Source organism: Kitasatospora sp. NPDC088264 (assembly GCF_040685715.1).
Classification (GTDB): Bacteria; Actinomycetota; Actinomycetes; order Streptomycetales; family Streptomycetaceae; genus Kitasatospora.
In genome coordinates this window covers 91,593-115,902 of sequence record NZ_JBFBIR010000012.1, presented here as the reverse complement: position 1 = coordinate 115,902, position 24,310 = coordinate 91,593, and the positions used below count along the sequence as shown (strand labels likewise).

19 protein-coding genes are annotated in these 24,310 nt (G+C 73.9%); 13 read left to right on the top strand and 6 right to left on the bottom strand.

Annotated elements, in window-relative coordinates:
* Both AB0O82_RS12750 and AB0O82_RS12745 read right to left on the bottom strand, forming a co-directional pair.
* Complete coding sequence (locus AB0O82_RS12750; RefSeq protein WP_363582942.1) at positions 1–1,497, bottom strand: NAD(P)/FAD-dependent oxidoreductase; 1,497 nt, start codon at positions 1,495–1,497, stop codon at positions 1–3.
* A 55-nt stretch (positions 1,498–1,552) separates the two neighbouring features.
* Complete coding sequence (locus tag AB0O82_RS12745; protein ID WP_363582940.1) at positions 1,553–2,194, bottom strand: DUF4126 domain-containing protein; 642 nt, start codon at positions 2,192–2,194, stop codon at positions 1,553–1,555.
* Positions 2,195–2,771: 577 nt separating this feature from the next.
* On the opposite strand from AB0O82_RS12745, the gene AB0O82_RS12740 reads away from it, so the two are divergent.
* From AB0O82_RS12740 to AB0O82_RS12730, 3 genes are all read left to right on the top strand, one after another.
* Complete coding sequence (locus AB0O82_RS12740; protein ID WP_363582938.1) at positions 2,772–3,344, top strand: SAV_6107 family HEPN domain-containing protein; 573 nt, start codon at positions 2,772–2,774, stop codon at positions 3,342–3,344.
* Between the two features lie 45 nt (positions 3,345–3,389).
* Positions 3,390–4,142, top strand: coding sequence for a methyltransferase domain-containing protein (locus AB0O82_RS12735; protein WP_363378597.1), 753 nt, complete (start codon positions 3,390–3,392; stop codon positions 4,140–4,142).
* Between the two features lie 410 nt (positions 4,143–4,552).
* Positions 4,553–4,942 carry a DUF3040 domain-containing protein gene (locus AB0O82_RS12730; protein ID WP_350884379.1) on the top strand — a complete coding sequence of 130 codons (390 nt, stop codon included), beginning with the start codon at positions 4,553–4,555 and terminating at the stop codon, positions 4,940–4,942.
* Between the two features lie 122 nt (positions 4,943–5,064).
* Here the strand turns inward: AB0O82_RS12730 and AB0O82_RS12725 are convergent, their stop codons facing one another.
* The 4 genes from AB0O82_RS12725 to AB0O82_RS12710 all read right to left on the bottom strand — a co-directional run bounded on the left by AB0O82_RS12725 (position 5,065) and on the right by AB0O82_RS12710 (position 10,699).
* On the bottom strand, positions 5,065–7,518 hold the full coding sequence (locus tag AB0O82_RS12725) for a DUF3488 and transglutaminase-like domain-containing protein (protein WP_363582936.1): 2,454 nt from the start codon (positions 7,516–7,518) through the stop codon (positions 5,065–5,067).
* Positions 7,515–8,837, bottom strand: a complete 1,323-nt coding sequence (locus tag AB0O82_RS12720) for a DUF58 domain-containing protein (protein ID WP_363582934.1) — start codon at positions 8,835–8,837, stop codon at positions 7,515–7,517. Before AB0O82_RS12720 ends, AB0O82_RS12725 begins: the two co-directional genes overlap by 4 nt.
* Before the next feature lies 1 nt (position 8,838).
* Positions 8,839–9,783 (bottom strand): MoxR family ATPase, encoded by a 945-nt coding sequence (locus AB0O82_RS12715; protein WP_363583028.1) that lies wholly within the window; start codon positions 9,781–9,783, stop codon positions 8,839–8,841.
* A 373-nt stretch (positions 9,784–10,156) separates the two neighbouring features.
* On the bottom strand, positions 10,157–10,699 hold the full coding sequence (locus AB0O82_RS12710; protein ID WP_063347243.1) for a carbonic anhydrase: 543 nt from the start codon (positions 10,697–10,699) through the stop codon (positions 10,157–10,159).
* Positions 10,700–11,262: 563 nt separating this feature from the next.
* On the opposite strand from AB0O82_RS12710, the gene rsmH reads away from it, so the two are divergent.
* The 10 genes from rsmH to AB0O82_RS12660 all read left to right on the top strand — a co-directional run bounded on the left by rsmH (position 11,263) and on the right by AB0O82_RS12660 (position 23,962).
* Positions 11,263–12,237 (top strand): 16S rRNA (cytosine(1402)-N(4))-methyltransferase RsmH, encoded by a 975-nt coding sequence (rsmH, locus tag AB0O82_RS12705; RefSeq protein ID WP_363582932.1) that lies wholly within the window; start codon positions 11,263–11,265, stop codon positions 12,235–12,237.
* Positions 12,238–12,370: 133 nt separating this feature from the next.
* A complete protein-coding gene (locus AB0O82_RS12700) occupies positions 12,371–12,865 on the top strand; it encodes a hypothetical protein (RefSeq protein WP_363582930.1) in 495 nt (164 codons plus the stop codon).
* Positions 12,862–15,036, top strand: coding sequence for a penicillin-binding protein 2 (locus tag AB0O82_RS12695; RefSeq protein WP_363582928.1), 2,175 nt, complete (start codon positions 12,862–12,864; stop codon positions 15,034–15,036). The genes AB0O82_RS12700 and AB0O82_RS12695 overlap by 4 nt, the downstream gene beginning before the upstream one ends.
* Positions 15,037–15,129: 93 nt before the next feature.
* Complete coding sequence (locus AB0O82_RS12690) at positions 15,130–16,695, top strand: UDP-N-acetylmuramoyl-L-alanyl-D-glutamate--2,6-diaminopimelate ligase (RefSeq protein ID WP_063347240.1); 1,566 nt, start codon at positions 15,130–15,132, stop codon at positions 16,693–16,695.
* A complete protein-coding gene (murF, locus tag AB0O82_RS12685) occupies positions 16,692–18,095 on the top strand; it encodes a UDP-N-acetylmuramoyl-tripeptide--D-alanyl-D-alanine ligase (RefSeq protein WP_363582926.1) in 1,404 nt (467 codons plus the stop codon). The genes AB0O82_RS12690 and murF overlap by 4 nt, the downstream gene beginning before the upstream one ends.
* On the top strand, positions 18,095–19,156 hold the full coding sequence (mraY, locus tag AB0O82_RS12680) for a phospho-N-acetylmuramoyl-pentapeptide-transferase (RefSeq protein WP_350884360.1): 1,062 nt from the start codon (positions 18,095–18,097) through the stop codon (positions 19,154–19,156). The genes murF and mraY overlap by 1 nt, the downstream gene beginning before the upstream one ends.
* Complete coding sequence (gene murD, locus AB0O82_RS12675) at positions 19,153–20,640, top strand: UDP-N-acetylmuramoyl-L-alanine--D-glutamate ligase (protein ID WP_363582924.1); 1,488 nt, start codon at positions 19,153–19,155, stop codon at positions 20,638–20,640. Before mraY ends, murD begins: the two co-directional genes overlap by 4 nt.
* 174 nt (positions 20,641–20,814) lie before the next feature.
* On the top strand, positions 20,815–22,080 hold the full coding sequence (gene ftsW, locus AB0O82_RS12670) for a putative lipid II flippase FtsW (protein ID WP_363583026.1): 1,266 nt from the start codon (positions 20,815–20,817) through the stop codon (positions 22,078–22,080).
* 6 nt (positions 22,081–22,086) lie between these two features.
* Entirely contained in the window at positions 22,087–23,193 is a 1,107-nt protein-coding gene (murG, locus tag AB0O82_RS12665; RefSeq protein WP_063347235.1) for an undecaprenyldiphospho-muramoylpentapeptide beta-N-acetylglucosaminyltransferase, read from the top strand.
* On the top strand, positions 23,186–23,962 hold the full coding sequence (locus AB0O82_RS12660) for an FtsQ-type POTRA domain-containing protein (protein ID WP_363582922.1): 777 nt from the start codon (positions 23,186–23,188) through the stop codon (positions 23,960–23,962). The genes murG and AB0O82_RS12660 overlap by 8 nt, the downstream gene beginning before the upstream one ends.
* The last annotated feature ends 348 nt before the right edge of the window (positions 23,963–24,310 follow it).

Below are 24,310 nucleotides of genomic sequence, written 5' to 3'. Positions count from 1 at the left end.
CTACGCCGGGCCGATCAGGTTGGCGGCGATGCAGGCGGACATCCCGGCCCGGGCCAGTCCGCCGCCGGGGTGGGCCGCTCCGCCGATCAGGTAGAGGCCGGGGACGGGCGACTCGTTGGCGGGCTGGAGCCATCCGCCGCCGTCTCCGGCGAGCGCGGGGCGGGGGACCGACCCGCCGAGGGCGCCGGTCTCCCGGCGGGTGTCGTCCGGGGTGCGCACGACCCGCCACAGCACCCGTTCGCGCAGGCCCAGGCCGGCGGCGTCGGCGTGCGCCAGCAGCCGGTCCGCGTGGCGCTCGGCGACCCCGGGCGCCGTCCAGTCGACGTCGCCCTGGGCGGGGACGGTCGCGGTCAGCACCACGCTCTCGTGCGCGTCGTCGGGGCGCAGCGAGGGATCGTCCGGGCGCAGCACCTGGAGGGTGGGGCGCTCGCAGGGCGGGGCCGGGAGGGTCAGGGCGTTCTGCTCGGCCGCAGGGTCGGCGGCGTGCACCACCGTCCGGTGCGGGGTGCCGGCCGGCCGGGCGCCGCGCAGCGCGAGCAGCACGCTGAACCGGCCGGGCACCTCGGACGGCTCCCCGTGGTCGGGCCCGAGCTCCGGCCACCGGGCGAGACCGTCACGGAACAGCGCCCTGGTGTCCATCGAGGAGACCACCAGGTCCGCGTCGATCCGCCCGCCCGGGGTGTCGACGCCACGGGCCCGGCCGTCCTCGACCAGCACCTCGGTGACCGGGGTGTCGAAGCGGAACTCCACCTTGCGCAGCTCGCAGCGCCGGTGCACCGCGTCCGCCAGGGCCCGCAGGCCGCCCCGGACGTACCAGACGCCGAAGGACTGCTCCATGTACGGCAGCACGGTGGCCCCGGCGGGGGCGGACCCGGGGGGCAGGCCGAAACGCAGGGCGTGCTCCGCCAGCAGGGCGGTGAGGCCGGGGTGGCCGCCGAGTTCGCGGGCGGCGACGTCGGCGAGGGTCCACGGGCGGGGCCGGCCGAGCCGGGCGAGCAGGCCGCGCCGGGGCGGGACGGGGTAGGGGTCGGTGTGCAGCGGCGACCGGTCGGCCGGGAGCGGCTCCTCCAGGAGCGGGCGGCGGGTGGCCTCCCAGACCGTCCGGCCGTGGTTCATGACCGCGCTCCAGCGGGCGCCCGAGCCGGCGCCGAAGGCGGCGTCCAGGGCCTGGCTGACGCCGCCGCGGGAGGCGTTGGGCAGGCTGACGGCGGTGCCGTCCGGGAACAGGTGCCGGCTCTCCGGGTCCACCGGGGCGAGGTCGACGAGCTGCTCCAGCGGCTCCTTGCCGGTCTTCAGCGCGAGGTCGCGGTAGACGGCCGGGAGGGTCAGCAGGCCGGGACCGGTGTCGAAGGCGAATCCGTCGCGCTCGTACCGGCCGACCATGCCCCCGTACGTGCCGCCGGCCTCGCAGACCGTCACCCGGTGTCCGAGGGTGGCCAGCCTGGAGGCCGCCGCGAGCCCGCTCATTCCTGCGCCGATGATGACGATCCGTGCCATGGCACCTGATCCTAGGCCGTGACCTGGGCCGGGCCGGACCGGGCGGGCGCCGTCCTCAGCGCCGCGGGACGTACGGCCGGTCCGCCTCCTGCTCGCGGGCGGCGGACCCGGCGTCGCGGGCGGCGCGGCGTTCGCGGCGGCGGGCCCGGAAGGCGCGGATCCGGTTGACCGCGAACCAGACCAGCAGCAGGCCGACGGCGAGCAGGACGGCGGCGATCGAGGCGGCCAGCCAGGGGTGGAAGATCGCCAGGGATACCAGCCCGGCCACCGACAGGTCCTCCGCCATGCTGACCGCGATGTTGCTGGCCGGTTCGGGCGAGGTGTTGACCGCCATCCGCAGCGAGGCCTTGACCAGGTGGCTGACCAGCGCCGTGGTGCCGCCCATCGCGCCCGCCGCGACCTCGCCGAGCGAGCCCGGGTCGGTGCTCGCGATCAGCGCGCCGACGGTGGCGCCCGCGATCGGCCGGATCACGGTGTGCACGGAGTCCCAGAGGCTGTCGACGAACGGGATCTTGTCGGCCACCGCCTCCAGCAGGAACAGTACGGCGGCCGCGACCAGCACGTCGGTGCGCTCCAGTGCGGGCGGTACCGAGTCCGCGCCGCCGAAGCGGCCCAGCAGTCCGAGCAGCAGCACCACCGCGTAGGCGTTGATACCGCTGGCGAGTCCGCTGGTGAAGATCAGCGGCACGATCGTCATGGCTTCCCCCTCCTCATCGCTTTCCCCCTCCTTCTCGTGGCCGTGGCCGGTCCGCCCCGGCCACGGCCGTACCGTACCCGGACGTGCCGGGTCGGCCCGCCGGTTCCGGCCACGGCCGGGTCCGGGGCCGACGGATCTGAGTACGCGTACTCAGATCCGGGGTTGAGTACGTCAGCGGATGGCCCGCCGACCTGCCGGGACGGGAGAGTGGTGGCACCGGGAAGGCGGCGCGTCGGGCGCCCCGCCCCGGGTGGCGGATCCGTCCGCCCAGCCGGCAGATGAGGGGTCGGCGGGGCGGCGGCGGAGGTCCGCCGCGGGAGCCGGTCACGGGCCTCGCACCGCCGACACGGGGCGGCGGAGCGGGCCGGGGGGAGACCGGCCACCGGAAGGGGGAGCTGGCCACCGCCGCCTGTGGGGAACGGCGGAGCGGCGGCGTACGGCGGCGGCACAGGACCTGGGGGGACAGGCCGGTGCCCGCCGCCGCTCACCCGTTTCGGGCCGCGTTGTCAGTGGTCCCGTTCACGATGGAGGGGCACGGACCGCCCGGTCCGCGCGCTGCCTCGGAACGGGGGAGACCATGACCATCAGCCGTCCTGAGCCCGTCACCGCCCGCCTCCACTCCGCCGCCCCGCCGTCCTCCCCGGGCGGGCGCCCGGGTGGCGGGGACGTCCACCCCGTGCTGCGCCGGACCGCCGCGCCGCCGGCCGCCCTCGACCTGCTCGCCGACGCCCACCGCACGCTCGCCCGGGCCCGCGTGCTGGAGGACCCGCTGGAGCGGTACGCCACCGCCCACCTGGCCGCGCTGCGCACGGTGGCGGCCGTGCTCGCGGTGCGGGGGCGGCCGGAGAAGAGCCCGCGCCGGCGCAAGGCCATCCGCAGTGCCTGGGAGGTGCTGCCCGAGGTGGCCCCCGAGCTGGCCGAGTGGGCGCTCTACTACGGCGCCGGCGCCCGCCGCCGGGCGGCCGCCGAGGCCGGGATCAGGGGTGCCGCCTCGGCCCGTGACGCCGACGACCTGGTCCGCAACTCCGCCCTGTTCCTGCGCCTGGTCGAGCGCCTGCTCGGCCTGCGCCCGACCCCGCCGGCCCCGCGGCTGCCGCTGGACGGCGACGACCCGCCGGGGGTGACGGGCCCCGCCACCCGCCCGGTCTAAGGTGGAGGCATCCTGATCGATCTGCATGTGCCGAGGAGCCCCGCCTTGTACCCGACGCGTCCCCGCAGTGCCCTGCGTACCGCCGTGGTGTGGGAGGTGGTGCGGGCCGCCCTGGAGAAGCGGGCGGCCGAGCTGGACCAGCCGGTGCTCGACGTGGTCGACACCGGTGGCGGCACCGGCAACTTCGCCGTGCCGGTGGCCAAGCTCGGCCACCGGGTCACCGTGGTCGACCCCAGCCCGGACGCGCTGTTCGCGCTGGAGCGCCGGGCCGCCGAGGCCGGGGTGACGGAGCTGGTCCGGGCCGTCCAGGGCGACACCCAGACGCTGCCCGAGCTGGTCGCCCCCGGCACCGTGGACGCGGTGCTCTGCCACGGCGTGCTGGAGGTCGTGGACGACCCGGCGGAGGCGCTCGGCAGCCTGGCCGGCACCCTGCGCCGGGGCGGCCTGGTCAGCCTGCTGGCCGCCAACCGCAACGGCGCCGTGCTGGCCCGCGCGCTGGCCGGCCACTTCACCGAGGCCCGTACGGTGCTGTCCGCGACCGACGGCCGCTGGGGCGAGCAGGACCCGATGCCGCGCCGCTTCACCGGCGAGGAGCTGGGCCGGCTGGCCGAGGGCGCGGGTCTGCGGGTGGAGTCGGTGCACGGCGTCCGGGTCTTCGCCGACCTGGTCCCCGGGGTGCTGGTGGACGCCGAGCCGGGCGCGATGGAGGCGCTGCTGAAGCTGGAGGAGGCCGCCGCCGAGCAGCCCGCGTTCCACGCCGTGGCGACCCAGCTGCACCTGCTGGCCACCCTGGCCTGAGCGGCCGCGGGACCGTCCGCCGCCGTACGGTTCGCACACCGTGCGGCGGCAGTTCGCCTTCCGGACGCCCCCCGGCCTCGTCCGGGTGGTCCCGAACCTGCCCAGGTCCGAACCGATTCCACCCGTTCGGGCACTTGTCCGCGTCCCGTGGCGTTGAGCCGGGTGCGGCCGTGCCCGGTCGAAGTGGCCCGTCCCACGCGGCGCAGACCACTCCGTAACGGGCCCACGGACCGTATGATCTGGGTAAAGCCGGAAAGCATGACAGCCGGATGTGTGGGGCATATGGACGACACGGGCCGGGTCCCCCCGCACAGGCGTCCGACCGTGTGCCCCGAAGGCTGATTGGACTTTGCCTCCCCGACCGGGGTGGCGGACCGGTCGCACCCGCGACCGACGAGTAGGAGGACTCCGTGCCGCTCTCGGAGCACGAGCAGCGACTGCTCGACCAGATGGAGCGAGCGCTGTATGCCGAAGATCCCAAATTCGCGACGGCGCTTGAGGGAACCGGGCTGCGCACCTACACCCGCCGGCGGGTGTACCTGGCCGTTGCCGGCTTCGTGGTGGGCATCGGCCTGCTGATGGGCGGCATGGTCGTCCCCGACCAGATCTGGGTCAGCGTCGTGGGCTTCCTGGTGATGCTCGGGTGCGCGGTGTTCGCCGTGACCGGCTGGCGCCGCGGCCCCGCCGGCCAGGGCTCCGGCCCCCGGCCGGCCGCCGCGCCCCGCCGCAAGGCCGGGATGATGGACCGGGTGGAACAGCGCTGGCAGCGTCGTCGGGACGAGCAGGCCGGCGGCTTCTGAGCCGCGCACGGCACGCCCGCCGGGGCGCGCACACGCTGGACGAACGCCGGGGCGGGCAGTCGATCGACTGCCCGCCCCGGCGTTCCCGCGTCCGCGCGACGGCCCGTTCGCCCGGGCCCCGCTCAGGACTCCCTGGAGGCCTGCTCGGACTCCGGCTTGCGCTTGCGCCGGGAGACCACCCGCCGCACCGGGCCGGTGACCGCGGCGGACACCCGGCCGACGCTGGTGCCGACCGCCTCCCGGGCCGCCCGCAGGGCGTCCGAGATCCGCCACCACAGCTGGGCCGAGGACGGCGGCAGCAGCACCGCCCTGGTCCGCCCGGCCCGGCCGGCGGTGGCCCGCAGGCCCTGCCGGGCGGTCCGGACGTCCGCCGACAGCGGGGCGGTGGTGACCTGGCCGGCCGGGGCGTAGAGCACCCGTTCGGTGGCCAGCGCCAGCCGCCCGGCGGCCGCCGCCGAGTCCGCGTCCAGCTCGGCCTTCTCGGTGATCCGCCGGGCGGCCGAGCGCGGGGTGCGTGACTCGTCCGGGGGAATTCCGAGGTCCCAGGCGGAGTCGATCAGTTCGTCCCAGGCGGCCAGCACCTGGGCGTCGGTGAGCTCGGCCGGGCCGCCGCCGGGGCCGCGCCGGCCGCCGGGGCCGAGCCGGCGCCGGCGCAGCGCCGACCGCCAGAGCATCGGCACCAGCAGCAGCGCGATCACCAGCACCACCACGGCGGCGCTGCCCAGGACCTGCCCGGACAGCAGCCAGGAGTCCTCGGCGGCGCTGCTGACGGCCTTGCTCCTGCCGCCGCACTCACCCAGCTGGCGCTGCTTCGCGTCGCAGTCCTTGCTGTCGGTCGGCGCCGCGACCGGCGCCGAGCTCTGCGCGGAGGCGGTCGGCTGCTGGGTCGGCGCGGTGGTCGGGGTGGTGGACTGCTCGGTGTAGCGGGGCTGGACGCCGCGGCTCGGGGTGGGCTCGAAGCGCAGCCAGCCGTAGCCCGAGAAGTACAGCTCGGGCCAGGCGTGGTACATCCGGCCGGTCACCGAGTAGACGTTGCCGCCCTTGGCGTCGCCGGGGGTGAAGCCGACGGCCACCCGGGACGGGATCTTCAGGGTGCGGGCCATCGCCGCCATGGTGGAGGCGAAGTGGACGCAGAAGCCCTTGCGGTCGCGCAGGAAGACCGCGATCGCGTTGCTGCCGGTGCCGCCGTTGACCGCGGTGTCGTACTGGAACTGCGGGCCGGTGAACCAGCTCACCAGCGCCATCGCCCGGTCGTAGTCGTTCGTCGCCTTGGCGGTGACCTCGTGGGCCTGCTGCGCGACGACCGGCGGGAGGTCCTGGGGGAGGCCGGTGTAGTGGTCCCGGATGTCCTGCGGCGCGGTCGACGCGGTGCGCAGCTCGTTCGCGGTGGGCCGCACGTCCAGCGCGCTGACGTGGTAGCGCAGGCTGCGGATCGCCCGGTCGTTGGTCGGCAGGACGGTGCGGGTGAGCGGGTCGAGCTTCCAGTCGGACCGGTTGGGGACCTGGACGGAGGCGGCCGGGTAGGGCATCGGCAGCCAGCTCTTCTCCAGCCGGTCGCTGATCTGGAAGTCGCCCTCGATCCGGGGGAGGTTGGCGTCCCGCAGGCCCTCGGGGGCGGGGAAGGAGGACGGGAGGTCGTTGACCGTGGTGCTGCCGAGCCGCCAGTTGGTGCCGTCGAACTGGTCCAGCGCCCCGGTGCGCAGGTAGATCTGGTCGGCGATCTCGCTGTCCAGGGTGTAGCTGAGCAGTTCGTTGTTGGTGGGCTTGGTGACCGCCGACTCCAGGCTGACCAGCGGGTCGAGGCTGGTGGCCGACCCGATGGAGCTCTTGCCCGAGGACCCGCCGGAGTCGGGGCTCAGCAGGCCGGAGTCCCAGTGCGGCAGGACGACCGGCAGCAGCAGCGCCGCGACCAGCGCGAGGACGCCGACCTGCTGGCCGCCCGGGCTGACCCGGCCGGAGCTCGTCCCGTCGCGCGAGCCGCCGTGGAAGACCCGGCCCCAGCGGGAGACCCGGTCCTGCCCCTCGGCGAACAGCAGCACCAGGTAGCCGGCCGACGCCAGGGCGAACCAGAGCCAGCTGCCGTGGTCTCCGGAGAGCCCGTTGCCGACCGAGTACAGCGCCAGCAGCGGCAGCCCGGCCAGCGCCGAGCGCCGGTACGTCACGGCGACGGTGTCCACCACGACGGCGACCAGGCCGACCGAGGTGACCAGGATCAGCCGCAGGCCGGGGTTGGGCGGCGCCGGGATGGCGTACACCTGGATGTCGTCCAGGCCGGAGTTGATGACGTGGTCGAGGGCGCGCAGCGAGGACGGCCCGGGCACCACGCCGCCCAGCAGCGAGCCGGAGCCGGCGAAGCCGATCAGGATCAGCAGGAACAGCACCAGCAGTTGGCCGACGGGCACCGTCCAGCGGTACAGCGGGGCCCGCCGCAGGCCCGCGCCGACCGCCGCGATCACCGCGATCACCAGGAAGGCGTGGGTGATCCAGCTCCTGGTGGTGAGCAGCGGGGTCAGGCAGAGCGACGCGAGGGCGGTGGCCAGCGCCGAGTAGACGGTCAGTTTGGCCCGGGTGGTCACGCGCCGGCCTCTTCTCGGTAGGGGGAGGTCGTCTTGGCGCCGTCGGCGGCCTGCCAGAGGTCCGGGACGGAGTCCCCGGAGCTGACCGGCAGGACGGTCCAGCCGGCCTCGCGCAGCTGCCGGACCCGGTTGCGGAACTCGTCGCCGCCGGTGTCGGGGGCGAGCATCCGCAGGCCCGCCCAGGTGCCGGTGTCGAGGAGGAACGCGACGGCCCCGCCGGTGCGGCTGCGCAGCCGGGCCAGCCGGGCGGTCTGCGCCTCGTCGAGTTCGCCGAGCACGGCGACCAGCAGTCCCTCGCCGCCGGCGCGCAGCGGCTCCTCTGCGCGGGAGAGGCCGGCGCCGTCGGACAGGTCGGCCACCGCGAGCGCGTCCAGGATCAGCCCGGAGGCGTCGGCCGCGGTGTTGCCGCCGCCGGCGCCGGGGCCGGGCACCCACTGGCCGGTGTCGGTGAGCAGCTGGGTCTGGTAGCCGCGCTCCAGCAGGTGCACGGCGACCGAGGCGGCGCAGCTCACGGCCCACTCGAAGGAGGAGGCGGGGCCGATGCCGCGGTGGCCGATCTCCCGGGTGTCCAGCAGGACGGTCGCGCGGGCCCGCTGCGGCTGCTCCTCGCGGCGCACCATCAGTTCGCCGTACCGGGCGGTGGACTTCCAGTGCACCCGGCGCAGGTCGTCGCCGGGCCGGTACTCGCGCAGGATCACGTCGTCGTCGCCGGCCAGCGCCAGGGTGCGGGCACGGCTCTCGCCCTGGCCGCCCCACTCGCCGCTCAGCCGCACGTGCGGCAGGGCCTGGACCTGGGGGACGACGGTGAGGACGTCGGAGGCGGAGAAGGAACGGTTCACCTCGCACATCCCGAACGGGTCGGACAGCCGCAGCTGGAGCGGCCCGAGCGGGTAGCGGCCGCGCAGGTCGGAGCGGACCCGGTAGGAGACCTCGCGGTGGCCGCGCGGCTCGACCCGGTCCAGCACGAAGCGCGGGCGCGGCCCGAGCACGTACGGGACCTTGTCCTCCAGGAGCAGCAGCCCGGTGGGCACCCGGGAGACGTTGTCGACCCGCAGGTGGACCCGGGCCTCCTGGCCGGCCACCGCGCGACGCGGGCTCAGCCGGCGGCCGCTGGCCACCCGGTAGCGGGTGTTGGCGACCACCAGCGCGGCGGCCAGCGGCAGCGCGGCGAGCAGCACGCCGACGCGCAGCAGCGCGTCCTGGTCGAGCAGGTAGGCGCAGCCGACCGCGGTGACGCCGGCGGCGAGGAAGGAGCGCCCCCGGGTGGTGAGGCCGCGCAGCCCGGTCCGCAGTCCTGACGTCGGGTCGGACGGGGCCACCTCAGCCCCTCCGGACGGCCGGGCCGCCCTGCGGGCGCGGCAGCGGCAGCCGGGCGACCAGGTCGGTCACGATCTGCTCGGCGGTGCGGCGGCTGAGCTGGGTCTCGGCGGTCGGCATCAGGCGGTGCGCGAGGACGGGCACGGCCAGGCGCTGGATGTCGTCCGGGGTGACGTAGTCGCGCCCGTCGAGCGCGGCGGCGGCGCGGGCGGCCCGGACCAGGTGCAGGGTGGCGCGCGGCGAGGCGCCCAGACGCAGCTCGTGGCTGGTTCGGGTGGCGCCGACCAGGTCGACGGCGTAGCGGCGGACCGGGTCGGCGATGTGCACGCTGCGCACCAGGTCGACCAGCTTGAGGATGTCGGCGGCGTGCGCCACCGGCTGGAGGTCCTCCAGGGGGCTGGCGCCGGAGTGCACGTCGAGCATCGCGAACTCGGCCTCGGGGCTGGGGTAGCCGATCGAGATCCGGGCCATGAAACGGTCCCGCTGGGCCTCCGGCAGGGGGTAGGTGCCCTCCATCTCGACCGGGTTCTGGGTGGCCACGACCATGAACGGCGAGGGCAGCTCGTAGCTGGTGCCGTCGATGGTGACCTGGCGTTCCTCCATCGACTCCAGCAGCGCGGACTGGGTCTTGGGCGAGGCGCGGTTGATCTCGTCGCCGACCACGATCTGCGCGAAGATCGCGCCCGGGCGGAACTCGAAGTCGCGCTGGTGCTGGTCGTAGATGTTGGTGCCGGTGACGTCCGAGGGCAGCAGGTCGGGCGTGAACTGGATGCGGCGGACGGTGCAGTCGACCGAGCGGGCGAGCGCCTTGGCCAGCATGGTCTTGCCGACGCCGGGCACGTCCTCCAGCAGCAGGTGGCCCTCGGCGAGCAGGACGGTCAGTGCGACCCGGACGGCCTCCGGCTTGCCCTCGATCACGCTCTCGATGTTGGCGCGGATCCGGTCCACGACCGCGGCGAGCTCGGGAAGTCCGGCCCGGTGGTACCCGTCCGTCCCCTGGCCGCCCCCCGCAGGACTGCCGAGACCGGCCTGATCGCTGTAGCTCGTCACCCGTATACGCTCCCTGGCACCCTGTGCCCGCCTCACCCCGAGGCCGGACCCCACCCCATGCTTGACGCGGCCTTCCCGGGGGCGGTTCCGTCGGGAATCCGGTGCCGGGGTAGCGGCCTGCGGCCTGGCCGCCCCAGGTGGTTCGGGGTCTGACCGGCAGGCGCATTCTCCCCTGACCGGTGACCAGAAGTCACCCTCGGGACGGCCCCGGATGCCCGGACGCCGTTGGCCGGGCGGTGCGCGGTGCGGGGCGGTGGTGCGGGTACGGGGTTCAGTGGATTTCGCGCAGGAGCCCGGTGTGGACGTCGAAGACGAAGCCGCGGACGTCGTCGGTGTGCAGCAGGAAGGGCGAGGTGCGGACCCGCTGCATGGACTGGCGGACGTCGCCGTCGAGGTCGACGAAGGCCTCCACCGCCCACTGCGGGCGCTGGCCGACCTCCAGCTCCAGCTCGCGGCGGAAGTCCTCGGTCAGCCCGAGCAGGCCGCAGCCGGTGTGGTGGATCAGCGCGACCGAGCGGGTGCCGAGGGCGCGCTGACTGATGGTGAGGGAGCGGATGGTGTCGTCGGTGACGACGCCGCCCGCGTTGCGGATGACGTGGGCGTCGCCCAGTTCGAGGCCGAGCGCCGCGAACAGGTCGAGGCGGGCGTCCATGCACGCCACCACGGCGATCTTCTGGACCGGGCGGGCGTCCATGCCGCCGTCCCGGAAGGTCACGGCGTACTCGCGGTTGTCCGTGACGAAGCGGTCGATGATGGCGGGTCGCGGGGAGTCGGCAGCGTCGGTCGGCGTCGGCCGGTCGGGGGTCACTGTCATGGTGGCGACGTTAGTGCGATTCGGGCGTCCGCGGTGGGGAGGAGAGCTACAGATCGGGCCGCTGTGATCGAGCGCATAGCCACAACAGGCGGACCGTTCCACGCGTTCGGGAGGGTTTGTCCGGGCTGGTCCCGGAGCGCCCGCGGGGCGGGTGCGCGGGTGGGGCGCGCGGCCGCTCCCGCGGGCCCCCGGCCGGCACCTCCGCGGGGCCACTCCCATGGCTGCGACCTGCGGTGATCCGTACCGCCGCCCGGGTGGTGCGCCGGAGCGGACCATTGACTGGCGGGGCCCGCGCGATAGAGTTTGCGGCGCAGTGGAGCACACCCGCCGGATCCCGTCAACCGGGCTTTTCCGGCCTGGGTGGCCCGGTTGATGCGGCCCGTGGCCTCCACCCGCTCCGTGCCCACCTGGCGCACCTTCCCCGGCGCCGGGCGGTCACGATCTTCCCCCTGGAGCGGGCGGGGACCACGGGCCGCGTCGTCGCGTCGTGCAGTGGTGGGCGAGAATGGTCGGAGCTCCCGGTCGTCGGGCTGCTCCGCACCTGAGGAAGGGCGCCACCGCGCATGACCACCAACGATCCGGGCCCCAAGCACGTTCCGGTCATGCTGCAGCGGTGCATGGACGCCCTGGCTCCGGCGATCTCGCGCCCCGGGGCGGTGGTGGTGGACGCCACCCTCGGCCTCGGCGGGCACAGCGAGGCGCTGCTCACCCAGTTCCCCGAGGTGCGGCTGGTCGCGGTGGACCGCGACCCGCAGGCGCTGAAGCTCTCCGGCGAGCGGCTGGCGCCCTTCGGAGACCGGGCCACCCTGGTGCACGCCGTCTACGACGAGATCCCCGAGGTGCTGGAGCGCCTGGACATCGACCGGGTGGACGGCGTCCTGTTCGACCTCGGCGTCTCCTCGATGCAGCTGGACGAGGCCGATCGCGGTTTCGCGTACGCGCAGGACGCGCCGCTGGACATGCGGATGGACCAGACCCGGGGGATCAGCGCGGCGGAGGTGTTGAACACCTACAGCCACGGTGCCCTGGCCCGGATCCTCAAGGTCTACGGCGAGGAGCGGTTCGCCGGGAAGATCGCCTCGGTGATCCTCCGGGAGCGGGAGAAGGAACCGTTCACCAACAGCGCGCGTCTGGTCGAGTTGGTGCGGAACGCCATTCCGGCGGCGACCCGCCGGACCGGCGGGAACCCGGCCAAGCGGACGTTCCAGGCGCTGCGGATCGAGGTCAACGGCGAGCTGGAGGTCCTGGACCGGGCGATTCCCGGTGCGCTGGAGGCCCTGGCGATCGGCGGTCGGATGGTCGTGATGTCCTACCAGTCGCTGGAAGACCGGCTGGTGAAGCAGTACTTCGCCGCCGGGTCGACCAACACCGCGCCGCCGGGGCTGCCGTTCATCCCGGAGGAGCACCAGCCCTGGCTCAAGCTGATCACCCGTGGTGCCGAGCTGGCCACGGAGGAGGAGATCGAGGAGAACCGGCGCGCCGCGCCCGTACGGCTGCGGGTGGCGGAGAGGATCAGGGACCGTAGCAAGCGGGGCTGAAACGTTGGCCCCGGCGGGGTCCGAAGGGCGGAGGAGAGCAGTGGGGCCGGTGGCCGGTGGGGTCCGGGCGGGGCGGGGATCGTTCCCCGGACAGGGCAGGGCGCGGATCACGGTCCGGCCGGGGCGGCGTCCGGTGCGGGGCCGCACGCCGTTCGCGGTGCTCGTGGTGGTGCTGCTCGCGGCGGGGCTGCTCGGGCTGCTGGCGCTGAACACGGCGCTCAACGAGGGCTCCTTCGAACTGTCCCGGCTGCAGAAGCAGACCACCGTGGCGACCGACGAGAAGCAGGGCCTCCAGCACCAGATCGACCAGAGCTCGGCGCCGGACGCGTTGGCGCGGCGGGCCGCCGAGCTGGGCATGGTCCCGGCCGGCGGGATGGCCTTCCTGGACGTCCCGAACGGCGGCAAGGTGATCGGCACGCCCGGACCGGCGCAGGACAGCCCGCCGGTCAAGCGCTCGACGGTCGACCCGTGGCCGATGAAGCAGCCGGCGCCGAGCGCCCCGGCGGGTGCGCCCCCGGCGAGCGCCCCCCCGGGCGCGCCGAGCCCGGCGGCGACGGCCGGTGACTCCGTGGTCCAGATCAACCCGGCCTCCCCGGCCGCGCCGTCGACCGGAGGTGCGGGCCGATGAGCACGCCACGTCAGCCGTCCGGAGGCTCCGGCAACGGCCGCCGCCAGCCGCCCAAGGGCGCCGCGCCCCGCGCGGCCGCGCCGCGCGGCCAGTCCGCCGGCAAGGCCCAGCCCGCGAAGGGACAACCCGTCAAGGGACAGTCCGCGAAGGGGCAGCCGGCCAAGGGCCAGCCCGCCAAGGCCGCCGCCGCCCGTACGCCCCGGGCACCGCAGCAGCGCCGCCCCGAGGGCCGCCCGCCGGCCCGGAGCCAGGCCGCCGTCCGGCCGCGCCGCCCGCTGCGCCCCAAGGCGCTCCGGCTGGCCGAGCCCAAGCGCCGCCTGCGGGTGATCACCGTGGTGATGTCGCTGGTGTTCTCGGTGTTCGCCGGCCGCCTGGTGCAGCTCCAGCTGCTGGACTCCGACGCGCTGGCCGCCGACGCCAACACCAACCGCTACCTGAACATCCCGATCACCGCCGAGCGCGGCTCGATAACGTCCTCCGACGGGGTGGCGCTGGCCGCCACCGTCGACGCGTACGACATCACCGCCGACCCGGCGATGTTCACCCCGGCGGCGACCGGCATCCCGGACGCCCCGGAGCAGGCGGCCGCCCTGCTGGCGCCGATCCTCGGCGTGCCCAAGGACAAGATCGCCGCCGACCTGCACACCCCCAAGACCCGCTACAAGCGGCTCGCCGCCCAGCAGACCCCGGCCACCAAGAGCCAGATCAGCGACCTCAAGGCGGGCCTGGAGAAGCAGGCCGGCTCGCGGACCTGCCAGGCCCAGAAGCGGCTGCTGACCAAGGCCGCCGACCAGGGCGGACGCACCCGGGTCGACAACGAGTGCGCCAACCCGCTGGCCGGGGTGTTCAACCGGGAGACCCAGAAGCGGATCTACCCCGCCGACGGCCTGGCCGCCAACCTGGTCGGCTTCGTCAACGGTGAGGGCGAGGGCGCCGGCGGCCTGGAGCTCCAGTACCAGAAGCAGCTGGCCGGCAAGGACGGGCACAGCAGCTACGCCCAGGCGGGCGGCCGGCTGGTGCCCACCGCCGGGGGCTCGATGGACCCGGCCGTGCCCGGCACCGACGTGAAGCTGACCATCAACCGGGACATCCAGTGGGCCGCCCAGCGGGCGCTCACCGACCAGGTCGCCAACTCCGGGGCGGAGAAGGGCTACGTCGTCGTCCAGGACGTGAAGACCGGTCAGGTCCTGGCGATGGCCACCGCGCCCGGCTTCAACCCGAACGACCTGAGCACCGCCAAGCAGTCCCAGATGGGCAACGCCGCGCTGGTCGACGCGTACGAGCCGGGCAGCACCGCCAAGCTGATGAGCCTGGCCGCCGTCCTGGACACCGGCAAGGCCAACTGGGACACCAAGGTCACCGTGCCCAACCGGCTGGTCCGGGCCGGCCAGCAGTTCAAGGACGACGTCGAGCACGGCGACTGGTACCTGACCCTGGCCGGGGTGCTGGCCAAGTCCTCCAACATCGGCACCATCGAGGCGGTCGAGACCCTCGGCGCCGACCAGTCGGAGGTCAACAAGACGCTGGACGGCTACATGCGCAAGTTCGGCGTGGGCCAGCCGACCGGTCTGAACTTCCCCGGCGAGACCCCTGGGATGCTCAAGAAGCCGGGGGACCTGGTCGCCTCGGAGAAGTACAACATCGCCTTCGGCCAGGGCCCGCTGCAGATGAACGCGCTGCAGGCCACCTCGGTGTACTCGACCATCGCCAACGGCGGCGTCCGGGTCGCGCCCAGCATCGTCCAGGGCACCACCAGTCCGGACGGCAAGTACACCGCGACCCCGCCGGGCGAGCAGACCCAGGTGGTCAGCGAACAGACCGCCAAGACCCTCACCTCGATGCTGGAGTCGGTCGTCGACGACGAGCAGGGCACCGGCGGCAAGGCCGCCATCCCCGGCTACCGGGTCGCCGGCAAGACCGGCACCGCCAACCGGGGGGCCGCCAACGGCAAGGGCTACGACGGCTACACCGCCTCCTTCATCGGCTTCGCCCCCGCCGACGCCCCCCGGTACACCGTCTCCTGCACCCTCCAGGGGCCGGTCAACGGCCACTTCGGCGGCCAGCTGTGCGGACCGGTGTTCAAGCAGGTGATGGAGTTCACCCTGAAGACCATGCAGGTCCCGCCCAGCGGCAGCCAGGCGCCCAACCTGCCCGTCGAGTGGAAGCCGTGAGCGAGTATGAGCAACGAGCGGGTCGGGCCGGACGGCGGCGCGGCGAAGGGCCGGTTTGGCCCTGGACACCCTTCGGCGGATAGCCTTCCCGCCGTGCCGAAACCCGATCAAATCACCGTGAGTCCGCCCCGCCCGGCCGGGACCGCCGCCCTGCCGCTCGCCGAACTGGCCCGCCAGCTGGGCCTCGATCCCGTCGAGGGGGGCCTCGTCAGCGGCGTCACCCACGACTCCCGGGCGGTGCGCCCCGGCGACGTGTACGTGGCCTTCCCCGGCGCCAACCACCACGGCGCGGCCTTCGCGGCCCAGGCCGCGGCGGCGGGCGCGGCGGCGCTGCTCACCGACCCGGCCGGCGCCGAGCTGGCGGCCGGCACCGGCCTGCCGCTGCTGGTCGTCGACCGGCCGCGGGCCCGGATGGGCGAGCTCGCGGCAGCCGTCTACGGCCGCCCCTCCGAGCGGCTGCTGATGATCGGGCTGACCGGCACCAACGGCAAGACCACCACGTCCTACCTGGTCGAGGGCGGCCTGCTCGGCGCCGGGCGCGCCCCCGGGGTGATCGGCACCGTCGAGATGCGGGTCGGCGACGAGCGGATCAAGAGCGAGCGCACCACCCCCGAGGCCACCGACCTGCACGCGATCCTCGGCGTGATGGCCGAGCGCGGCGCGGACGCGGTGACCATGGAGGTCTCCAGCCACGCGCTGGTCTACGGCCGCACCGACGGGGTGACGTACGACGTCTCCCTGTTCAACAACCTCACCCCCGAGCACCTCGACTTCCACCCGGACATGGAGGACTACTTCCAGGCGAAGGCCCGGCTCTTCCAGCCCGGCAAGTCCCGCCACGGCGTGGTCAACGTGGACGACGAGTACGGCCGCCGGCTGGCCGCCGAGGCCAAGATCCCGGTGACCACCTTCTCCGCCACCGGCGCCGTCGAGGCCGACTGGCGGGCCGTGGACGTCCAGCTCGGCCCGGTCGGCTCCACCTTCCGGGTGCTCGGCCCGGACGGCGCCGAGGCCGACGCGGCCGTGCCGCTGCCCGGCCCGTTCAACGTGGCCAACGCGCTCGCCGCGATCACCCTGCTGGTCGCCGCCGGCCTGCCGCTGGAGCGGGCCGTGGCCGGCGTCGCCGCGGTGCCCGGCGTGCCGGGTCGGCTGGAGCGGGTGGACGCCGGACAGGCGTTCGTCGCCGTGGTCGACTACGCGCACAAGCCGGACGCCCTCCAGGCCGTCCTCGGCTCGCTGCGCGAGGTCACCAAGGGCCGGCTGCACGTCGTCGTCGGCTGCGGCGGAGACCGGGACCCGCACAAGCGCGGCCCGATGGGCGCCATCGCCGCCCGGCTCGCCGACACCGCCCTGTTGACCAGCGACAACCCGCGCAGCGAAGACCCGCTGGCGATCCTCGCCAGCATGCTGACCGGCGCCGCCGCGGTGCCCGAGGCCGAGCGCGGGACCGTCCTGGTCGTCCCCGACCGGGCCGAGGCGATCCGGATCGCCGTCGCCCGCGCCCACGCCGGGGACACCGTGCTGGTGGCCGGCAAGGGCCACGAACTTGGCCAGTACGTACGAGACGAGATCCGCCCCTTCGACGACCGGGAGGTGCTGCGCGAATCCATCACGCAGACCACGGCCGCCCGGGGCGACCGAGGAGTAGAGCAGCAGTGATCGCACTGACCCTCGCCGAGGTGGCCGCCGCAGTCGGGGGCACCCTGGACGGCGCCGACCCCGGCGCCCTGGTGACCGGCCCGGTCGAGGTCGACTCGCGGAAGGTGCGCCCCGGCGGCCTGTTCGCGGCCTTCGTCGGCGAGCGCGTGGACGGCCACGACTACGCGGACGTCGCGGTCGGGGCCGGCGCCGTCGCGGTGCTGGCCGACCGCCCGGTCGGCGTGCCCGCCGTCCTGGTCGACAGTGTGGTGGACGCGCTCGGCAAGCTGGCCCGGGCCGTGGTCGCCCGCGCCGAGGGCACCGCCGTCGTCGCGCTGACCGGCTCGGCCGGCAAGACCAGCACCAAGGACCTGATCGCCCAGCTGCTGCAGCGCCTCGGCGACACGGTCTACCCGCCCGGCTCGCTCAACAACGAGATCGGCCACCCGATGACCGCGCTGCGGGTCGAGCCCGGCACCCGGCACCTGGTCATGGAGATGGGCGCCCGGCACAAGGGCGACATCGAGTACCTCACCTCGATCACGCCGCCCCGGATCGGCGTGGTGCTGAACGTCGGCACCGCGCACGTCGGCGAGTTCGGCTCGCAGGAGGCGATCGCCGAGGCCAAGGGCGAACTCGTCGAGGCGCTGCCCGCCGACGGCGCCGCGATCCTCAACGCGGACGACCGGCTGGTGCGCGCGATGGCCGGCCGTACCAGGGCGAAGGTGGTCCTGTTCGGGGAATCCCCGGATGCCCACGTCCGGGCGACGAACGTTCGGCTGGACGCCGCCGGACGGCCATCCTTCACGCTCACCACCCCGGCCGGTTCCGCGCCCGTGCAGCTGCGCCTGTACGGTGAGCACCACGTCTCGAACGCCCTCGCCGCCGCTGCGGTGGCGGTGGAGCTCGGGATGTCCGTCGACGACACCGCGACCGCCCTGGGCGAAGCGGGTGCGCTGTCCCGCTGGCGCATGGAGGTCGTCGACCGGGCCGATGGTGTCACCGTCGTCAACGACGCCTACAACGCGAACCCCGACTCGATGCGGGCCGCGTTGCGGGCGCTGGTCTCGATGGGGGGACGCGGCCCGGAGCGCCGCCGCACCTGGGCGGTGCTCGGCGAGATGCGGGAGCTCGGCGAGGAGAGCCTGGCCGAGCACGACGCCATCGGGCGGCTCGCCGTCCGACTGGACGTCACCAAGCTGGTGGCGGTCGGTGGACGCGAGGCGGCCTGCATGGAACTCGGCGCGAGGAACGAAGGTTCGTGGGGTGAGGAGTCGGTGCTGGTGTCCGACGCGGACGCGGCGGTCGAGCTGCTGCGCAGTCAACTTCGGCCGGGGGATGTGGTCCTGGTGAAGGCGTCCCGTTCGGTGGGGCTGGAGAAGGTGGCCGAGGCCCTCCTCTCGGACGGTGTGGCCGCGTAATGAAGCAGATCCTCTTCTCCGGCATGATCGGCCTGATCCTGTCGCTGGTCGGTACCCCCGCCCTGATCAAGCTGCTCGCCCGGCAGGGCTACGGCCAGTACATCCGCGACGACGGGCCGAAGGCGCACCACAGCAAGAAGGGCACGCCCACCATGGGCGGCATCGCCTTCATCCTGGCGACCCTGATCGCCTACTTCGGGACCAAGGCGATAACGGGCGAGAGCCCGACGGCCTCCGGCCTGCTGGTGCTCTTCCTGACGACCGGTCTGGGCCTGGTCGGCTTCCTGGACGACTACATCAAGGTGGTCAAGCGCCGCTCGCTCGGTCTGCGGGCCAAGGCGAAGCTGGCCGGCCAGTCCATCGTCGGCCTGGCCTTCGCCGTGCTGGCGCTGCAGTTCCAGGACGACCGCGGGCTCACCCCGGCGTCCCAGCACCTGTCCTTCGTCCGGGACTACGGCTGGTCGATCGGCCCCGTGCTGTTCGTCATCTTCGCCTACTTCATGATCGCCGCGACCTCCAACGGCGTGAACCTGACGGACGGTCTGGACGGCCTCGCCACCGGTGCCTCGGTGATGGCCTTCGGCGCCTACACCTTCATCGGCGTCTGGGAGTACGGGCAGAGCTGCGCCTACTCCGTCACCGCGACCGTCAGCTGCTACGACGTCCGCGACCCGCTGGACCTCGCGGTGGTCGCCGCCGCCCTGATGGGCTCCTGCTTCGGCTTCCTCTGGTGGAACACCTCGCCCGCCAAGATCTTCATGGGCGACACCGGCTCGCTCGCCCTCGGCGGCGCCCTGGCCGGCCTGGCGATCTGCTCGCGCACCGAGCTGCTGCTGATCCTGCTCGGCGGCCTCTTCATGATCATCACCCTGTCGGTGATCATCCAGGTCGGCTCGTTCCGGATGACCGGCAAGCGCGTCTTCAAGATGGCGCCACTGCAGCACCACTTCGAACTCAAGGGCTGGAGCGAAGTCCTGGTCGTGGTCCGGTTCTGGATCATCCAGGGACTCTGCGTGGCCGTCGGCCTCGGCCTCTTCTACGCGGGATACCGGACCGGATGACGAACCCTGACTTTGCGAACCTGCCCGTCGTCGTCGCCGGGCTCGGTGTCTCCGGCATCAGCGCCGCGCGCGTCCTGCACGGCCTCGGCGCCCGCGTCACCGTGGTGGACGGCGGCAGCGGCGCGGGCCTGACCGCCCGGGCCGCCGAGCTGGAGGCGCTCGGCGTCACCGTCCGCCTCGGCGACGGCGACAGCCTGCCCGAGGGCACCCGGCTGGTCGTCACCTCGCCCGGCTGGGCGCCCGACCGCCCGCTGTTCGCCGCCGCCGCGGCGGCCGGCATCGAGGTCTGGGGCGACGTCGAACTCGCCTGGCGCCTGCGCCGGCCGCTGCCCGCCACCGGCGAGCCCGCCCCCTGGCTGGCCGTCACCGGCACCAACGGCAAGACCACCACCGTCCAGATGCTCGCCTCGATCCTCACCGCCGCCGGGAAGCGCACCGCCGCCGTCGGCAACGTCGGGGTGTCGGTCCTGGACGCGGTCCTCGCCGAGGAGCCGTACGACGTGCTCGCCGTCGAGCTCTCCAGCTACCAGCTGCACTGGGCGCCCTCGCTGCGCCCGCACTCGGCGGTCGTGCTCAACCTGGCCCCCGACCACCTCGACTGGCACGGCTCGATGGAGGCGTACGCCGCCGACAAGGGCCGGATCTACCAGGGCAACACCGTCGCCTGCGTGTACAACCTGGCCGACCCGGCCACCGAGGCGCTGGTCCGCGAGGCCGACGTCGAGGAGGGCTGCCGGGCGATCGGCTTCGGCCTCGGCGCGCCCGCCCTGTCGAACCTCGGCGTGGTGGACGGGCTGCTGGTGGACCGCGCGTTCGTGGCCGACCGGGCCAAGAACGCGGCCGAGCTGGGCACCGTCGAGGACGTCAGCCCACCCGTCGCCCACCACCACCCTTCCGAGGAAGGCGCTGCGCGCCGCCCCGCTGCCCCGCACAACATCGCCAACGCGCTCGCCGCGGCGGCGCTGGCCCGGGCGTACGGCGTCGAGCCGAAGGCCGTCCGGGAGGGCCTGCGGGCCTTCCGCCCGGACGCCCACCGGATCGCCGAGGTCGGCGTGGTCGACGAGGTCACCTACATCGACGACTCCAAGGCCACCAACACCCACGCCGCCGCCGCCTCGCTGGCCGCCTACCGGCCGGTCGTCTGGATCGCCGGCGGCCTGGCCAAGGGCGCGACCTTCGACGACCTGGTCCAGGGCGCGGCCGGGCGGCTGCGCGCCGCCGTGCTGATCGGCGAGGACCGCGCGCTGATCCGGGAGGCGCTGGAGCGACACGCTCCGGATGTCCCGGTGATCGAGGCGGCCGAGGGCCAGACTGGCGCGGTGGCGATGGCGGAGGTCGTCCGGACGGCCGCCTCGCTCGCCCGGCCGGGTGACACGGTGCTGCTGGCACCGGCCTGCGCCTCGATGGACATGTTCACCAACTACGGCGAGCGCGGCGACCTCTTCGCCGCCGAGGTCCGGCAGCTGGCGGACCGCGGGGAGTGAGCCGAAGGGCCGTACCGGGCCGGGAGCGGCCCGGCGGCGGGTGAGCCGTGAAGAGAGAGTGAGCGGGGAGTGGCTGGGCAGGGCAGGGCGGGTTCCGGAGCACCGGAGCGGGAGGCCGCCGAGCCGTGGCGCGTGATCTCGGCCACCACGACCAAGTACAAGTCGGCCGGACCGCTGGCCCGGGTACGGGCCTTCCGGTACCGGGTGCGGTACTGGCTGGACCGGCCGCTCACGCCCTACCTGCTCGTCATCGGCACGACGCTGCTGCTGGTGGTGCTCGGCCTGATGATGGTCTTCTCGGCCTCGCAGATCCTCGCCCTGGGCCAGCACCACTCGGCGCAGTACTACTTCCTCAAGCAGCTGATCGCGGCCATCCTCGGCCTGGTCCTGCTGATCGGCTTCGCCTCCGTGCCGCTGGCGGTGCTGCGGGTGATCGTCTACCCGGTGATGTTCGGGGTGATCGGCGCGCTCGCGCTGGTCGCCGTACCCGGCATCGGGGTGCGGATCAACGGCAACCAGAACTGGCTGGACTTCGGCTTCTTCCAGTTCCAGCCCTCGGAGTTCGCCAAGCTCGCGCTGGTGCTCTGGGGCGCCGACCTGCTCGCCCGCAAGCAGAAGGCCGGCACCCTCACCACCTGGAAGCACCTGCTCGTCCCGCTGGTGCCGGGCGCCCTGCTGCTGCTCGCGCTGATCATGCTCGGCGGCGACATGGGCACCTCGATGATCCTGGTGGCGATGCTGTTCGCGCTGCTCTGGATGGTCGGCGCGCCGCTGCGGCTGTTCGTGGCCACCGTCGGGGTGGCCGTGGTCGTCTGCACCGCGCTGGTGATCACCGTCCCGCACCGGGCGGAGCGCCTGGGCTGCATCGGCGTCACCAAGCCCGACCCGGACGGGGCCTGCTTCCAGGCGCTGCACGGCGTGTACTCGTTCGCGCTCGGCGGAGGCTTCGGCACCGGTCTCGGTGCCGGCGTGGAGAAATGGGGCCAGCTGCCCGAGGCGCACACCGACTTCATCTTCGCCGCGACCGGCGAGGAACTGGGCCTGGTGGGGACGCTGTCGGTGATCGGTCTCTTCGCGGCACTAGGCTACGCGGGTATCCGTGTGGCCATCGGTACGAAGGACCCCTTCGTCAGGTACGCCGCGGGAGCCGTCACCACCTGGATCATGGCGCAGGCCATGATCAACCTGGGGTCGGCGCTGGGACTGCTGCCCATCGCGGGCGTCCCGCTCCCGCTGTTCTCCTACGGCGGTTCCGCCATGCTGTCGGCCATGTCCGCGATCGGTGTGCTGCTGTGCCTGGCGCGCAGCACCTCGGGCGCGAAGGCGGCGCTGGCCGCCCGGAGCAAGAACTCCCGGATCAGGAGACGACTGGCCCGGGTGCTGCCACGACGACGAACCACAGCGCGCCCGGCCCCGGGGCCGGCACGCAGGGAGCGGTGAATTTCGGTGCATGTCGTACTCGCCGGCGGGGGGACCGCCGGTCACATCGAGCCGGCGCTGGCCCTCGCGGACGCCCTCCGCAGGCACGACCCGTCCATCGGGATCACCGCCCTGGGAACCGAGCGCGGACTGGAGACCCGGCTGGTGCCGGAACGCGGCTACCAGTTGGAGCTGATTCCGGCCGTCCCGCTGCCCCGCAAGCCCACCCCCGAGCTGATCACCGTCCCCGGCCGGCTGCGCGGCACCGTCCGGGCCGCCCAGGAGATCATCGAGCGGGTCAACGCGGACGCCGTGGTCGGCTTCGGCGGCTACGTCGCGATGCCCGCCTACCTGGCCGCCAAGCGGGCCGGCGTGCCGATCGTGGTGCACGAGGCGAACGCCCGTCCGGGCCTGGCCAACAAGATCGGCGCCCGCTACACGGACTTCGTCGCGGTCTCCACGCCGGACAGCAAGCTGCGTGACTCCCGGTACATCGGCATCCCGCTGCGCCGGACCATCGCCACCCTGGACCGGGGCGCCGCCAGGCCGGAGGCCCGGCACTACTTCGGCCTCGACCAGCGGCTGCCCACCCTGCTGGTCTCCGGCGGGTCCCAGGGCGCGCGCCGGCTCAACGAGGTGGTCACCGCGATCGCCCCGCGGCTCCAGCAGTACGGCGTGCAGATCCTGCACGCCGTCGGCCCGAAGAACGAGCTGCCGCAGGTCGAGGACATCCCCGGGATGCCGCCGTACCGCGCGGTGCCGTACGTCGACCGGATGGACCTCGCCTACGCGGCGGCGGACCTGATGCTCTGCCGGGCCGGCGCCATGACCGTCGCCGAGCTGGCCGCCGTCGGGCTGCCCGCCGCGTTCGTCCCGCTGCCGATCGGCAACGGCGAGCAGCGGCTGAACGCCCAGCCGATGGTCAAGGCCGGCGGCGGCCTGCTGGTGGACGACGCCGAGCTGACCCCGGAGTGGGTGCTGCAGAACGTGCTGCCGGTGCTCACCGACCCGCAGCGGCTGTGGGACATGAGCCGGGCCGCCGCCGAGTTCGGCCGCCGGGACGCCGACGACCTGCTGGTCGGCATGGTCTACGAGGCGATCCAGGCCTCCCGCGGCGGTCGCCGCCGTGGCTGACGGCCGGCTCGCCGACCCGCTGGAGGAAGAGCTGGAGGCCGAGGAGTCCGCTCCTCGGCTCCGGCTCTCCCGGCGGGGCATCGTGGTGCTGAGCGTGCTCGGCGCCGCGGTGCTGGGCGTGCTGGCCTGGGTGGTGTTCTTCTCCTCGGTGCTGGACGTGCGCGAGGTCGCGGTCCAGGGGCCGAAGGACGAGAAGCTGACGGCGGACCAGGTCCGCGAGGCGATCGGCGGGATCGGTGACGGCCCGCTGGCCAGAGTGGACCTGGACGCCGTCCAGCGCCGGGTGGAGGCGATCCCCCGGGTGGCGAAGGCCGAGGTGTGGCGGGGCTGGCCGCACACCCTGCGGGTGAAGGTCGTCCAGCGCACGGCGGTGGCCGCCGTCAAGGGGGAGGACGGTCAGTTCACCCAGGTGGACGCCGCCGGCGTGAGCTTCGCCACCGAGGCGGCCCCGCCGGAGGGGGTGCCGGTGGTGGAACTGCGGCTCAGTCAGCAGGCCAAGGACGCGGACGGGGTGATCTCCCGTTCGCAGCTGGTTCAGGGCGCGGTGTCGGTGGCCGCCGGACTGCCGCCCGAGGTGGCGAAGCGGGCCGGAGCGGTGCTGGTGCACTCGTACGACGATATTCAGCTGCAGCTCAGCGGGGGTGCGACGGTGCGTTGGGGGAGCCCGGAGCAGACCGACCGCAAGGCCCGGACGCTGGTCGCGTTGATGGCTCAGAAGGGCTCGAACTTCGACGTGAGTGCGCCGGAGGCGCCGGCGGTGTCGGGATGATCCGGTAGGTTCTGTGCCTGAGGGAGGGGTTGACGCTGTGAAGTGTCGGCCCGACCCTTGGTGGTCACCCCGGTTTCATGTGCCGGCCGATGATCACATAGGCTCAAAAGAAAAGGGGAAGCTCGGCGTGTTCGTTGAAACACGTGCCTGGAGCCACCTAGTGTCCTGTGTCACCAGACTGTGCCCCCTGGTGATGTGACGGAGGCACAGGACTAACCCTAAAGGTCAAGTTTAGGGTTGGGGTCGGCGGTCGGCATTTCGGACATTCAGTCGGAAACCAGGCTCCCTACCCATCGACATCCGTCGGTACGATCCCCCGTCGGGTCGGGCCGACCCGGAAATTCGAGG